Raw genomic sequence first — 13,511 nt, forward strand, 5'->3', positions numbered from 1 at the left:
GGAGATTTGTTGGGCATACGTTCTCCGTTAGAGAACTGTCCCTAATTTCCCGTGTCTCACTTTTGGGGGGCACTCCACTACCGGCGGTCCCGGGTTACGCTGGCGCTCCACCCGGGCTACGAGGCTACAGGACGCAGTTGGCCCTGCTCGCGCAGCACGCGCCGCCCCGCTAAATGAAAAGGGCGGCGGATCGCTCCGCCGCCCTCTTGATCCACGTGTATGGAACTTACTTCAGGTTCGAGATCGCGGTCAGGTCAGCCGAGAGCTTGGCGATACCCGTGGCGCCGCACCAGTTGGAGCTGAAGCCACCCGGGTTGATCGGCGTGAAGCTGCCGTCGAAGCGGGCGGTGTAGTCGCTGGTGAAGGCGTTGCAATCACCCTTCGAGAGGTTGGTGTCGGTGTAGCGCAGATCGAGCGTGAACACCTTGTAGGTGAAGCCGATGCCGATATTCCAGGTGTTGTAGCTCGGCTCCGGGATACCGCCGGGGAACGGTCCGCCGCCAAGCGGGCTGGCAACGGTGGTGCCATAGAAGGAGTCGGAGGTGCCGAGCCACTGCCGACCGAACTCGCCCGAGATGTACATGCCGACGCCGGAAGAACCGAAGATGGTCGAGGGCGCGGTCCACTTGGCGGTGACCGACGCGTAGTTGCCCCAGGCGCCGAGGTTCAGGAAGTTCGGCGAGTAGTACTCGTTGAAGCCAACCGCCCACTGGTCGTTGATGTTGATGTTGAGCTTGGCGTAACCTTCATAGAAGCTCGCGCTCTTCTTGGCGAAGTTGCCGTTGATCGGCAGGCCGCCCGTGATCGGGTCTGAATTGCCGAACGGGCTGGCGGCGCAGCTCGAGTCCGACCCCGGAATGCCGGAGCCCGGGAGCGCGGCGGAATTGAAGCACGAGCCGCCCGGATACAGGTAACCCCAGACACCGAAGTCGAAGGCGAAGATGCCGAAGGTCGGGCGGATACCGCCGTAGATGTCGATCTCGGCAGCGGCGCGGTTCGGGAAGGAGATGCTCTCACCGGCGGCGCCGATGTAGAGCTGCAGGTCCTTGGTGACGTTGTAGCGCGGTTCGAAATAAGCCGCGACCGAAGGCTTATGGTTCGACTGGGTGATGCCGCGGAACACGTAGTCGCTCATCAGTGCAGCGCCGAAGGCGAAATCCCAGGGTTCGAACGCGGGCGGCGGCGGCGCCTTGACGGCCTTCACCGCCATATCGGCAGCCATTGCCGAGCTTGAGAACGTTGCCAGCGCCGTTGCTAACAAGGCCAGTTTCTTCATGAAGGATCCCCACACGTTCAAAAAACAGTCCAGCTCTTCCGGCCCCCGGGGCGAGCGATCACCGACTGCGACCAAAATCCGCAGCCAATCTGGAACGCGACCCCCCTTGTGTTGAAGCAAAAAAGACGAGCATGTGCCGACTTTTTAGGCGTTCTGCCCCTTTTGAAAGAGGTTGTTGACGGGTGTTGCAATCTCACAACAACTTTACCGACTTCCCCTCCTCGTGAAGTGCGCCCGCGCCGCCCAACCGTGGCGGGCTGAGTCTCTTCTGCAACGGTCCGACGAATCATCCCTGTAGCGCTACGATCCATGCGCCTGAAAACGAAAGAGCCGCAGCGGTAAAGCGCTGCGGCTCTTGCGTCAGGTTTGGCTTGGTTGCGTCAGGACGGACTGGATGAGTCCTCCGAGCCTTCCGACCTCTCCGAAGGGCTGGGGGTAGCCCAGCTCGGACCGAGTTCAGGCTCCGGCGCGGGAGTGGGGGCAGCGACCGGGGCCGCCGGCTTGGGAGCTGCAGCTTTCTTTGCCGCGCTCTTCTTGGCAGCCTTCTTCGGCGCGGCCTTTTTGGGCGCCGCCTTCTTGGCGGCTTTTTTCGCGGCCTTCGTTACCGACTTCTTCGCGGTCTTCTTGGCAGCCTTCTTGGCAGATTTCTTCGCGGCCTTCTTGGCGACCTTCTTCGCAGACTTCTTCGCCGCTACCGCCTTCTTAACCTTCTTGGCCTTTTTCCCCTTCTTACCCTTCTTCGCTTTAGCCATCGTGATCCTCCTGTTGCCGCTGATTCAGTCTGTCGAGCGCTTCGAATAGTCCGCTTGCCCGGATCAGGATCGTGCTTGTTCGAAGCACCTCCCGCCCCGTCCTTGGTCGTGCATGGCCTCCGCGCAAACGCGTGCGCCTGTCGTGGAGAAAACCGCTACCCGCATCGCCCCAACACGGCCCCCGGGTCCGGTTCATGCTCGATAGGCAATCGATCAATTCACCCCTGGCCGAGGACCTCCTGTCGCCCAATCGAGAAGCTCAATCGTGTGCACCACAGGAACTGACGTACCGCTGGCAATCTGAACCATGCAGCCAATATTGCCCGCAGCGATCATGTCCGGCTTGATTGTCGCGAGGTTGGCGAGCTTCCGATCGCGCAACCTCATCGCAATGTCGGGCTGGAGAATGTTGTAGGTCCCCGCCGAACCGCAACACAAATGGCTCTCCGGCACATCTTTCACCACGAATCCATTCTTGGAAAGCAATACTTTCGGAAGGCCTGTGATTTTCTGCCCGTGCTGCAGCGAACAAGCGGAGTGATAGGCGATGGTGACCTCGTCTTCGAGGCGCGGCGGATCGAGCTCGATGCCGGCCAGATATTCGGTGATGTCCTTTGCCAGCGCGGAGACCTTTGCGGCCGGAGCAGCGAATTCGCGGTCCTCGCGCAGCATGAAACCATAGTCCTTGATCACGGTGCCGCAGCCTGACGTGGTCACCAGGATGGCGTCGAGGCCGCGCTGTTCCGCCTCCCTCCCCCATGCCGTGATGTTGGCCCGGGCGCGCGCGAGCGCATCGCCATCCTGTCCGAGGTGATGGGTCAACGCGCCGCAGCATTGCTCGTCCTTGACCAGCACCACCTCGATGCCGTGGCGGGTCAGTACGTTGACGGCGGCCTTGTTGATGCGCGGCGCGAGCACCTGCTGGGCACACCCCTGCAACAGCGCGACCCGTCCCCGCCGTGTCCCAACCGCCGGAAACACGCTTCCCGATGGCGGGCCCGCCGGCGGCAGATTGGATGGCGCCAGCGCCAGCATCGCCTTGATTCGCCGGAGCAGGCTTGGGGTGGGGTCAGCCTTGGGCGTCAGCAATAGCGCCGCGAACGGACGAGCCAAGCGGGCGAGCACCATGCTGGTGCGGAAGGCGGCGGGTCGCGGCAGCACGAAGCCGAGCACGGAGCGCAGCAGTCGCTCGGTGAACGGCCTCTGATAGTCCCGCTCGATCCTGCCCCGGGCCTGGTCGACGAGATGCATGTAATGCACGCCGGACGGACAGGTGGTCATGCAGGCGAGGCAAGAGAGGCAGCGGTCGATATGCTTGACCACCTCTGCCGTCGGCGGCTTGTCCTTCTCCAGCATCTCCTTGATCAGGTAGATGCGGCCGCGCGGACTATCGAGCTCGTCGCCGAGCAGCACATAGGTCGGGCAGGTCGCGGTGCAGAAGCCGCAATGGACACAGGCGCGCAGGATCTTGTCGGCCTCGGCGATATCGGGATCGGCGAGTTGAGCGAGCGAGAATTCGGTCTTCATGATGCATTCCCCCGCGTCAGTCGGCCGCGGTTGAGGATGTTCTTGGGGTCAAAGCTCTGGCGCACGCGCTCGCTGAGATCGGCGAGCCCGCGCGGCTGCGGATGGAACACGTCGACGGCGCGCCGGACCTCCTCGGATGCGCGGATCAGGGTGGCGTGGCCGCCGGCAGCCTCGATGCGGCCCCTCACCTGCGCGGCCTGCGCATCCGCCTTGGGCGGCACCGCCGCCCAGATCAACCCGCCGCCCCAATCGTAGATCACATCAGCGCCGGTCTCCCGTGCCAGTGCCTGCCCCAGCGCGCCGCCCGAGGCCGGGGGACAGACGATCCGCCATACCGGCCAGGCGCCGAGCGTGCCAGCCGCCGCGAACGGCGCGACGTCGCGCAGCGCGCTCCAGATCGAGAGGGAGGCGGCGTCCTCGATGGTCTCGACCGCGCCGTAGGAGGCGAGCGTCTTGGCGAGGTGGGCCGCACGGTGCGCGGCCGATGCCGCAATCCCCTCGAGCCGCAACAGCGTGACGGCCTGCTCCGGCGCCCCCAGAGCAGCGAGCGCGGCAACGGTCGGCCGGAACGCCGAGTTGGGCAGATGCGCCGCACCGGAGACATCGAAGGGCGAGCCGAGCGCCGCGGTCATGGCACGGCCCGCCGTGACGTCGTCCAGACCGCGCAGGACGAGCGTCCGCTCGGCTTCCGGCTTCGGCATCACCTTCAGCGTCACCTCGGTCATCACCGCCAGCGTTCCCCAGGAACCGCTGAGCAACTTGCAGAGGTCGTAGCCGGTGACGTTCTTCACCACCTTGCCGCCGGTCTTGAAGCTGTCGCCGAAGCCGGAGACGGCATGGGCGCCGAGCAGATGGTCGCGGACACCGCCGGACTTGATCCGGCGCGGCCCGGCGAGCCCCGCCCCGATCATGCCGCCGATGGTGCCGCTCCCTTTGGTGCCGAGCAGCACCGAGGTATCGACCGGCTCGAAGGCGAATTGCTGGTTCTTGGCGTCGATCAGCGACTGCACGTCGGCAAGCGGCGCGCCGGCCTGCACGGTGATGATCAGCTCGTTCGGCTCATAGGAGACGACCGCGTTCAGCGCGGCGAGATCGACCACCGCATTGGTCGCCATCGGATGGCCGATTTCTCGCCTGGAACCGTGGCCGATGATCTCGAGCGGCTGCTCGGCGGCGATCGCCGCCCGGACCACCTGCTCGACGTCTGCAGCATCCCGTACCTTCCTGATGTCCACGCCTACCGCCTTGCCCTTCCACCGCAACCGCTGCTGTTCTTGCCATCCCTTCTATAGGCATCGATGCCGGACACAAGGGCACGATGGTGGAAGATAACGCTTTCGCAGTCGCCCGCCGCCGATCGATTCGGCACGCGATCCCGGCGCCTCCATCCGCTTAGATATTTCGATCACCATCGAAGCGATTTCGAACATCCTTCGCTCGATATCGAATTATCTACGGCGGCAGGAGATGTAGGAAATAGCTTCTACGCAACCCAGTCAAAGGAGCAATGGCTATGGGTCAATATGCAATCGACAAGACCGTGAAAGACGCCGTCGAGGGCGGCGGCTTGCTGGTGGTCGCGCAATGGGAGGCGAAGGAAGGCCAGGCCGACCGGATCGCCGATATCCTGTCGCGCTTCCTGCCCGAGGCGCAGCGCGAGGCGGGTGCAAAGCTGTTCCTGATCTCGCGCGCCAAGGACAATCCGGCGCAGTTCCTGTTCTATGAACTGTTCCGCGACGAGGCCGCCTTCAAGGCGCATCAGGACAGCGCGCATTTCAAGACCTACATCGCCGGCGAAGCGCTGCCGCTATTGGCGAAACGCGAACGCACGCAATACGCGCTGCTGTGATGGTCGATAGTCGCGTGCCGCGGCGCCAATTGCCGCGCCCTCTCCCCTTGTGGGAGAGGGCTACTCCGGCGCGAGCAACGTATTCGCTGGGGTGAGGGATCTTCCCACGAGCACCTGCGCCCGCCGAGAGAACCCCTCATCCGGCGCTTCGCGCCACCTTCTCCCACAAGGGGAGAAGGGAAGAACGCCTTCGCGGCGCCAGTTGATGCGCCCTCTCCCCTTGTGGGAGAGGGCAGCTCCGCTGCCGGCAGCGAGCTCGCTTGGGTGAGGGGTCTCTCCCCACGAACACCTGCGCCCGTGGAAACAAGCCCTCATCTGGCGCTTCGCGCCACCTTCTCCTGCAAGGGGAAAAGGAAAGGCTAGAACCGCGGAATATCCGGAAATGCCAGCTTGCCGCCATGCACGTGCACGCGGCCGAGTTCGGCGCAGCGGTGCAGGGTCGGAAACACCTTGCCGGGGTTGAGCAGGCCTTGCGGATCGAAGGCGCATTTCAGGCGCTGCTGCTGGTTGAGATCGATCTCGGAAAACATTTCCGGCATCAGGTCGCGCTTCTCGATGCCGACGCCATGCTCGCCGGTGAGCACGCCGCCGAGCTCGACGCAGCAGCGCAGGATGTCGGCGCCGAAAGCTTCCGCCCGCTCCATCTCCCCGGGCTTGTTGGCATCATAGAGAATCAGCGGATGGAGGTTGCCGTCGCCGGCGTGAAACACGTTGGCAACGCCAAGCTGGTACTTTTCCGACAGCTCGCGGATGCGCGCCAAGGCCTTCGGCAGCGCGCCGCGTGGGATGGTGCCGTCCATGCAGAGGTAATCGGGCGAGATCCGCCCGACCGCGGGGAAGGCCGCCTTGCGGCCGGCCCAGAACAGGTTGCGCTCGGCTTCCGAATTGGAGATCTGGCAAGTCACCGAGCCACAGCCCTGCGCGATGGTCTCGACCCGCCGGATCAACTCGTCGACCTCGATGCTAGGGCCGTCGAGCTCGATGATCAGGAGCGCCTCGACGTCGAGCGGATAGCCGGCATGGACGAAGGCTTCGGCGGCATGGATCGCCGGCTTGTCCATCATCTCCATGCCTCCAGGGATGATGCCGGCGCCGATGATGCGCGCGACGCATTCGCCGGCGGCCTCGACTTCGGCAAAACCGACCATCAGCGCGCGCGCCGTCTCCGGCTTCTGCAGGATGCGCACGGTGATTTCGGTGATGACGCCGAGCAGGCCCTCCGAGCCCGTGATGATTCCCATGATGTCGTAGCCGGCGTTCTCCGCCGACTTGCCGCCGATGCGCAGGACCTCGCCGTTCATCAGCACGATCTCGCAGCCGAGCACGTTGTTGGTGGTCATGCCGTATTTCAGGCAATGCACGCCGCCGGAATTCTCCGCGACATTGCCGCCGATCGAGCAGGCGATCTGCGATGAGGGATCGGGCGCATAGTAGAAGCCGGCATGCGCCACCGCCTGGCTGATCGCGAGATTGGTGACGCCTGGCTCCGTCACGACGACGCGGTTGTCGAAATCGATCTCGCGGATGCGCTTGAATTTGCCGAGGCCCAGCAGCACGCCGTCCGCCAGCGGCAGCGCGCCGCCGGACAGCGACGTGCCGGAGCCACGCGGCACCACCTTGATGCTCCGCTGATGGCAATATTTCAGGACCTTGGAGACCTGCTCGGTGGTATCGGGCAACACCACGACCATCGGCGGCTGGCGATAGGCCGTGAGGCCGTCCGATTCGTAGGCCAGCATCTCGGCCGCACTGTCGATCACGCCCTCGCCCGGCACGATCGCCCGCAATGCAGCAACGATCTCGCTGCGGCGATTGAGAACCGCCTGATCGGCAGCCGGCATCATGATGGCCATGCGGGTCCCTCCAAGCTTTGCGCTTTATCGGTTTATCCGGGAAAATCAAGCATTTCCGGGCCCAAATGGGAAGCCCGGGCGAAACTTGCCGCCCGCAGATCAAAGTTCTCTCTCGGGCAAGCCTGCCGTCGTGAACACTGTCAAAGTTTCGTCACTTGTCCAATCGAGGCAGGCCTGCCACAAGCGACCCGCCCACCTACCAGGGAAGAAACAAAGAGCACCACATGAAAACATCGATCTTGAGCGCGCTGGCCGTCGTCACCTCAGTGTTCGTTGCGTCGGGCGCGCAGGCGCAGGATGTTGCCGCCGGCAAGACCTCGTTCAACAAGTGCCTCGCCTGCCATGCGATCGGCGAAGGCGCCAAGAACAAGGTCGGCCCCGAGCTCAATGGCATCGACGGCCGCCACTCCGGTACCGCGCCTGACTACAACTATTCGGACGCCAACAAGAACTCCGGCATCACCTGGAACAAGGAACAGTTCCTCGAATACATCAAGGACCCCAAGGCCAAGATTCCCGGCACCAAGATGGCATTCGCCGGCATCAAGAACGAGACGGAAGCCAACAACCTCTGGGCCTTCCTCTCGCAGTTCGACAAGGATGGGAAAATCAAGCAGCAGTAACGCTTCTTGACCGGCTACGGCGCTTGGGCGCGCCGTAGCCGGCCTCTTCACTTCCGACGCGTGAAGCGTTTCTACTATCCTCCCGCCGCAGCACTATGCGGCTTCCTAATCATCTTTTCGATCTCCCGGATCACCAAGCTAGGTGCAGCGTTCTGGATCATGTGGCCGGTGCCCGGCAGCACGATCAGCTTGGCATGCGGCACGGCGGCCGCGAGCGGGCGGGAGTGGATGTCGGTCGACACCGTCTTGTCGGCGTCGCCGCTGATGATGGTGAGGGGCGCCTTGATCATGCCGTAGCGCGGCGCCTGCTCGGCCACCGCTGCCTTCAACGTCACCAGGTCACGCGCGTTGGCGATGAATTCGCGCGGCCGCAGCAAAAGCGGCGTCGCGGTATCTTTTACGAAACCGTCCGGCATGGTCTGCGGCAGGAATACACCGCGCGCGCCCGGGCCGGCGAGCAGGGTACCAAGCGGCAGAGTGATCGTGTAGGCGAACAGCGGGCCGATCACAGGCGTGGCGATCAGTTCGTTATACCTGCCGACGCCGCCCCTCCAGGGATAGGCGACCGGCGCGAGCAGCACGAGGCCGGCTATGCGGTCGGGATCATCGAGCGCCAATCTCAGGCCCAGCGCGCCGCTCCAGGAATGCGCGACCACGACCGCCCGCTCGATGCCGAGCTTCGTCAGCGCCTCCGAGATCATCCGGCCCTGGATAGCAGGCGTGGAGTCGCTGGCCCGTGCGCGGGTGCTCCAGCCATGGCCGGGACGGTCGATCAGGATCACGCGGTGATCTCGGGCGAGGCGCTCGCCGAGCGGGCGGCGCATCACCTCGAGATTGGAGCTTGCGCCGTGCAGCATCACGATCGGTGGCGAGGGCCCCTCGCGCGGGCCGATATCGAGGACATGCAGCACATCGCCTGTCACCTCGATCATCACGCCCTGCGCGGGAAAGGCCCGTTGCACCAGCGCGACGCCTAGCTGCGTGGCTGCGGCCAGCAACGCCAGCGCCGCCACCGCGATCACAATCGTCATCAATGAGGCCCGGTTGATCTGTTGCAGGGGAAATTACGGCGCCCGGCGATGCCGATGTCGTATCGTCAGGCCCCTCCGGTTTTCCACAATGCGTCCAGCCTGTGGATAGCGGGTTCATACCAGCGTCATTACCTATTCCGTAGATTCTCGCCGGCATTCTGCCAAAACACGCGGCTTGATCGAGATGGAACACGGCAAGCCTGTCCACGCAATCCACAGGAACAGGACGCCGCAGCAACAGTTCATAAGGAAATTCGGAGGAGTATCAATGAGTTCCGATCCGTGCGAGACGGCTATCGACCAGATCGTCGCAAGCTGCAATGGTGACCTGCATGGCGCATTGAGGGCGCTGCTGCTGGTCAATGAACAACTCGAGGCCGAGCTGCAACAGCTCTATGCGGCAGCGGCGCGCGACCAGTTCACCCGCAGCGGCAGACTGCTGCATTAAGTTCAAGGGCTCGATCCGGCGCCGTCACTTGAGCCCCTATTTGGGGTTGTCGGCCGGCGGTTGATCCTTTGGGCATTGGCTGATCGTGGAGCGCGCGAGCTTGGCGTCATCGACCGAGTTGTAGGGGCCGTCGGCAAACCAGATGTTCCCGTCGACGATCGGGTTGCTGGTGACGATGTCGCAGGTGTTGGTGGCGCGATTGCCCACCACCCAATAGAGCCCTTCGGCAAGACCGACGGCGGTCGTTGCGACGATCACCGTGCCAGCCAACAGCAAGGATTTCATGGCTTCGCTCCAGGCGGGTTCGAGCGTGAACCAAGCCGGGTAGCGGCAATTGTTCCGCGCTGCAATCGGCTGCCGGAAGTCGTGGTTAATCCCGTGAGACTAGATATCGCGGCCTTCGACCTTTTCGCCGAGCTGCTTCACCAATTCCGGCACCTTCTCCAGGTGCGGATTGATGGCAAGCGCCTTGCGGAAGGCGTCCAGCGCGCGCCTGTCGTCGCCGAGGTCCTGCATGATCATGCCAAGGCCGGCCAACGCGCCGAAATGGCGAGGTTCGCGGATCAGGACCTGCTGGATGTCCTCCAGCGCATGCGCATAGTCATTCTTCAGGTAATAGAGCGTCGCGCGCCGGTTCCAGCCCTCGATATAGTCGGGGCGCAGCTTGATGACGGCATCGAGCAGTTTCAGCGCGACATCGGCGTTCTGGGCGTCCATCGCCGCTTTGGCGCGCACCATCAGAAGCATAGCGGTATCGCTCGGCGTCTGCAGCCACTGCGCCCAAATCCGCGCCTCCACGTGCTTCGCGCTGGCCTCATCAGGCGCCGCTTTCAGCGCCCCGAACAGGAAATCCAGTCCGCGGGTGCGGTCGGCGCCAACGTTCGGCAACTTGGTGGGCGCTTCGGGGAGCTTCTTCTGCTCCTTGGGCGGAGGGATGACCCGGGGATCGCCCTGGGCAAGCGCTGCCGCCGGCGCCGCAATCACGATCGCGGCGATCAGGAGCGCAAGCTTGCGGGTTATGAGCGTGAGGAATCTCAATTCCATCAGCATAGCTTAAACGCACAACGTCGCGCTGCAAAGCAGCGCGACGTCAAAGACGTGTGAAACGATTGCGTCCGGGCGAGCCGGCGGAACGACCCGCGATCAGCCTTGGCGGGCCTTGAAGCGGCGCTGCACCTTGTTGATCACATAGACCCGGCCCTTGCGGCGGACCAGACGGTTGTTGCGATGGCGGCCGCGCAGCGATTTCAGCGAGTTACGGACCTTCATGGGACAATCCTGATGCGTTGAAAGGCCGTGCTCAAGCCCGAACCTAAAACCTGCCCAAATGTGGCAAAATGGGATTCATCCCGAAAAACGGCTCTGCCGCCCGGGACGGCCGCGTTCTAAGCGATCGGTGGCATAAATGTCAATCCGAATAGGCTGCAACCCGCGGGCTTTCTGGCTGCCTTGCGGAATTCGTTATATAGTATAATCAATTTTGGAAACCAAACAAGCCGCCGGGAACCCCAAGGACGCCCAAGAATGCCCAAGCTCAAGCTGCCCGACATCGACAATGTCGTCGCGATCGACATCCACACCCACGCCGAGGAGCCCTGCGGCATGCATGGCGACGACGGCTATGACGATTTCCAGGCGCAGATGGCGGAGTACTTCAAGTCGCCGCATAAGCATCCGCCGACCGTGCCGGAAACCGCGGCCTATTACCGATCCAAGAACATCGCGGCCGTGATCTTCCCTGTTGATGCCGAGCGCGAGACCGGCTTCCGCCGCTACAACAATTACGAGATGCTGGAAGTCGCCTCGGAAAATCTCGATGTGCTGATTCCCTTCGTCAGCATCGATCCGCACAAGGGCAAGCTCGGCGTGCGCGAGGCGCGGAAGCTGATCGAGGACTACGGCGTCCGCGGCTTCAAATTCCACCCGACCATGCAGGGGTTCTATCCGAACGACCGCCTGGCCTATCCGCTCTATGAAGCGATCAATGACGGCGGCGCGATCGCGCTGTTCCACACCGGACAGACCGGCGTCGGCAGCGGCATGCCGGGCGGCATGGGGATGCGGCTGAAATATTCCAATCCGATGTACATGGACGATGTCGCCGCCGACTTCCCCGACCTGAAGATCATCCTCGCGCACCCATCCTTCCCCTGGCAGGAAGAGGCGCTCTCGGTCGCGACCCACAAGCCGAACGTCTACATCGACCTCTCCGGCTGGTCGCCGAAATATTTCCCGCCGATCCTCGTGCGCTACATCAACTCGATCCTGCAGGACAAGATGCTGTTCGGCTCGGACTGGCCGGTGATCACGCCGGACCGCTGGCTTGCGGATTTCGCCAAGCTCGACATCCGCGAGGAGATCCGCCCCAAAGTGCTGAAGGCCAACGCGCGGAAGATTTTGGGTATATAAGCGATCTTTGGATCATGATCCGATTAGACGAAATCGGATCATGATCTTATCTCTTTTGTTTGAGCATGATCTTTTCGGAAAACCGGTTTCCACTTTTCCGGATCATGCTCTAGATCGCCGGCAGGCGAGCGAACGGGAGGTGGTCGATGCCAAGCCTCGCCAAGGTCGCTGCCACTATCGCTGCCATCGTCGCTGCACTCCTGACCGCGAGCGCGACCGCGTGCCTCGCGACTGATCTACCCGAGGGCCGTCTCGTCGAGATCGAAAATCCGTTGGCGAGCCCCCAGCCCCTGCAAGGTTACCTGCGGCAGCCCCGCGATGCCGGCCCGTTGCCGGCCGTGGTGCTGCTTCATGGCTGCAATGGCGGCTGGCGCCAGCTCGACCAGCGCTGGGGCAAGCTGATCGTCTCCTGGGGCTATGTCACGCTCACGGTGGACCGCTTTGGTCCGCGCGGCCTCAGCAGCACCTGCACCGGCGGCCCGCCGCCCGCAACCGTCTTCGACGCCTATCGGGCGCTGGACTTCCTCGTACAGCAGCCTTTCGTCGATCGCGATCGTGTCGCGGTTCTCGGCTTCTCGCAGGGCGGATTGCTGGCGCTGACCTCGGTCGAGCGCGGCATGATCGAGCGGATATCGAACGACAAATTCCACGCGGCGATTGCATTCTATCCGCCGTGCCTCGGCATCAAGGACAGCATGACTGTGCCGACGCTGATCCTGATCGGCGAGCTCGACGACTGGACGCTGGCGAAGGAGTGCCGCAACCTTGTCGAAGGCCGCGATGACTACGGCATCTCGCGCCAGAAGGGCCTCGGCGTTCCGATCGAATTCATCGTCTATCCCGGCGCCTATCACGGCTTCGATGTTCCGGGCCTCGCAACGCCGATACAGTTTCTCGGGCATCGTCTCGAATTCAACCAGGCAGCCCGGGATCAATCGGTCGACGCGGTCCGCAAATTCCTGTATGCGACGATCGGCGGGCAAGAGAAGTGACAATGACCATCAAAGCCGTCGTCTTCGATGCCTATGGCACGCTTTATGACGTCCAATCGGTCGCAGAAGTGACCGAGGATGCGTTTCCCGGCTATGGCGAGATCATTACGCAGATCTGGCGGATCAAGCAGCTCGAATATAGCTGGCTGCGCTCGCTGATGCGGCGCTACCAGGATTTCTCCGTCGTCACGCGCGACTCGCTCGCCTACACACTGTGTAGCCTCGGCCTGCAATATGATGCCGGAACATTCGACAGGATCATCGACAAATACCTGCATCTTGATCTCTATCCGGATGCGCTCGCCTCACTCGAAGCGATGAAAGACAAGAAACTTGCGATCCTCTCCAACGGCAGCCCCGACATGCTGAACGCGCTGGTGCGCAACAGCGGGCTCGACCGCGTGCTGGACGCAACCATCAGCGTCGATACCAAGAAGGTCTTCAAGCCGAGCCCGGAGGCCTACACGCTGATCGAAGACGTGCTTGGCGTGCCCCCCGCGGACGTCCTGTTCATCTCCTCAAATCCGTGGGACGCCTGCGGTGCCAAGGCGTTCGGCTTGAATGTCGCCTGGATCGAGCGGGTGACGCCGCAGGCCATGGCGCTCGCCTGCGTCGAAAGCGAGACCTTGCCACCGCTCACGATGTTCAAGGCGCTGCGCACCCAGATGGACGAGCTCGGCGTTGTGCCCGACCATCGCATCCATGCACTATCCGACCTTCCCGCGCTGCTGTCTTCCCACAGGTCTTAGAA

Annotated in this window: 15 protein-coding genes; 7 read left to right on the top strand and 8 right to left on the bottom strand. The window is 63.1% G+C overall.

What is annotated here, in order from left to right:
• Positions 1-226 precede the first annotated feature (226 nt).
• Entirely contained in the window at positions 227-1,276 is a 1,050-nt protein-coding gene (locus AC5ZGW_RS32015; RefSeq protein WP_130226837.1) for a TorF family putative porin, read from the bottom strand.
• Between the two features lie 375 nt (positions 1,277-1,651).
• Here AC5ZGW_RS32015 and AC5ZGW_RS32020 point away from each other — a divergent pair, with 375 nt between their 5' ends.
• Complete coding sequence (locus tag AC5ZGW_RS32020; RefSeq protein WP_165435288.1) at positions 1,652-2,077, top strand: hypothetical protein; 426 nt, start codon at positions 1,652-1,654, stop codon at positions 2,075-2,077.
• Between the two features lie 164 nt (positions 2,078-2,241).
• Here the strand turns inward: AC5ZGW_RS32020 and glcF are convergent, their stop codons facing one another.
• Together glcF and AC5ZGW_RS32030 are read right to left on the bottom strand one after the other, a co-directional pair.
• A complete protein-coding gene (gene glcF / locus AC5ZGW_RS32025) occupies positions 2,242-3,555 on the bottom strand; it encodes a glycolate oxidase subunit GlcF (protein WP_130226839.1) in 1,314 nt (437 codons plus the stop codon).
• The gene (locus AC5ZGW_RS32030; RefSeq protein WP_130226840.1) at positions 3,552-4,790 is read right to left on the bottom strand and encodes an FAD-binding protein; all 1,239 of its coding nucleotides are present in this window, start codon (positions 4,788-4,790) and stop codon (positions 3,552-3,554) included. The genes glcF and AC5ZGW_RS32030 overlap by 4 nt, the downstream gene beginning before the upstream one ends.
• A gap of 278 nt (positions 4,791-5,068) precedes the next feature.
• Between AC5ZGW_RS32030 and AC5ZGW_RS32035 the strand changes: the two genes are divergently transcribed.
• On the top strand, positions 5,069-5,404 hold the full coding sequence (locus AC5ZGW_RS32035; RefSeq protein ID WP_028166968.1) for a putative quinol monooxygenase: 336 nt from the start codon (positions 5,069-5,071) through the stop codon (positions 5,402-5,404).
• Between the two features lie 359 nt (positions 5,405-5,763).
• Here AC5ZGW_RS32035 and AC5ZGW_RS32040 read toward each other — a convergent pair whose 3' ends face one another.
• Complete coding sequence (locus tag AC5ZGW_RS32040) at positions 5,764-7,257, bottom strand: FAD-linked oxidase C-terminal domain-containing protein (RefSeq protein ID WP_130226841.1); 1,494 nt, start codon at positions 7,255-7,257, stop codon at positions 5,764-5,766.
• A 224-nt stretch (positions 7,258-7,481) separates the two neighbouring features.
• Here AC5ZGW_RS32040 and cycA point away from each other — a divergent pair, with 224 nt between their 5' ends.
• Positions 7,482-7,880, top strand: a complete 399-nt coding sequence (gene cycA / locus AC5ZGW_RS32045; RefSeq protein WP_028166970.1) for a cytochrome c-550 CycA — start codon at positions 7,482-7,484, stop codon at positions 7,878-7,880.
• A gap of 74 nt (positions 7,881-7,954) precedes the next feature.
• Here cycA and AC5ZGW_RS32050 read toward each other — a convergent pair whose 3' ends face one another.
• A complete protein-coding gene (locus tag AC5ZGW_RS32050) occupies positions 7,955-8,911 on the bottom strand; it encodes an alpha/beta fold hydrolase (RefSeq protein WP_130226842.1) in 957 nt (318 codons plus the stop codon).
• A 268-nt stretch (positions 8,912-9,179) separates the two neighbouring features.
• On the opposite strand from AC5ZGW_RS32050, the gene AC5ZGW_RS32055 reads away from it, so the two are divergent.
• The gene (locus tag AC5ZGW_RS32055) at positions 9,180-9,359 is read left to right on the top strand and encodes a hypothetical protein (RefSeq protein ID WP_028166972.1); all 180 of its coding nucleotides are present in this window, start codon (positions 9,180-9,182) and stop codon (positions 9,357-9,359) included.
• A gap of 36 nt (positions 9,360-9,395) precedes the next feature.
• On the opposite strand, the gene AC5ZGW_RS32060 is transcribed toward AC5ZGW_RS32055, so the two are convergent.
• From AC5ZGW_RS32060 to ykgO, 3 genes are all read right to left on the bottom strand, one after another.
• Positions 9,396-9,644: a hypothetical protein gene (locus tag AC5ZGW_RS32060; RefSeq protein WP_130226843.1), complete on the bottom strand. Its 249-nt coding sequence runs from the start codon at positions 9,642-9,644 to the stop codon at positions 9,396-9,398.
• A 99-nt stretch (positions 9,645-9,743) separates the two neighbouring features.
• On the bottom strand, positions 9,744-10,403 hold the full coding sequence (locus AC5ZGW_RS32065) for a tetratricopeptide repeat protein (RefSeq protein ID WP_130226844.1): 660 nt from the start codon (positions 10,401-10,403) through the stop codon (positions 9,744-9,746).
• 99 nt (positions 10,404-10,502) lie between these two features.
• Positions 10,503-10,628 (bottom strand): type B 50S ribosomal protein L36, encoded by a 126-nt coding sequence (gene ykgO, locus AC5ZGW_RS32070; RefSeq protein ID WP_002718645.1) that lies wholly within the window; start codon positions 10,626-10,628, stop codon positions 10,503-10,505.
• Between the two features lie 255 nt (positions 10,629-10,883).
• On the opposite strand from ykgO, the gene AC5ZGW_RS32075 reads away from it, so the two are divergent.
• The 3 genes from AC5ZGW_RS32075 to AC5ZGW_RS32085 all read left to right on the top strand — a co-directional run bounded on the left by AC5ZGW_RS32075 (position 10,884) and on the right by AC5ZGW_RS32085 (position 13,509).
• Positions 10,884-11,768 (top strand): amidohydrolase family protein, encoded by an 885-nt coding sequence (locus AC5ZGW_RS32075; protein WP_028166975.1) that lies wholly within the window; start codon positions 10,884-10,886, stop codon positions 11,766-11,768.
• Between the two features lie 146 nt (positions 11,769-11,914).
• Positions 11,915-12,760 (top strand): dienelactone hydrolase family protein, encoded by an 846-nt coding sequence (locus AC5ZGW_RS32080; protein WP_130226845.1) that lies wholly within the window; start codon positions 11,915-11,917, stop codon positions 12,758-12,760.
• A 2-nt stretch (positions 12,761-12,762) separates the two neighbouring features.
• Positions 12,763-13,509: a haloacid dehalogenase type II gene (locus tag AC5ZGW_RS32085; protein ID WP_130226846.1), complete on the top strand. Its 747-nt coding sequence runs from the start codon at positions 12,763-12,765 to the stop codon at positions 13,507-13,509.
• Positions 13,510-13,511: the final 2 nt, after the last annotated feature.

The organism is Bradyrhizobium sp. Crot121, from assembly GCF_059512385.1.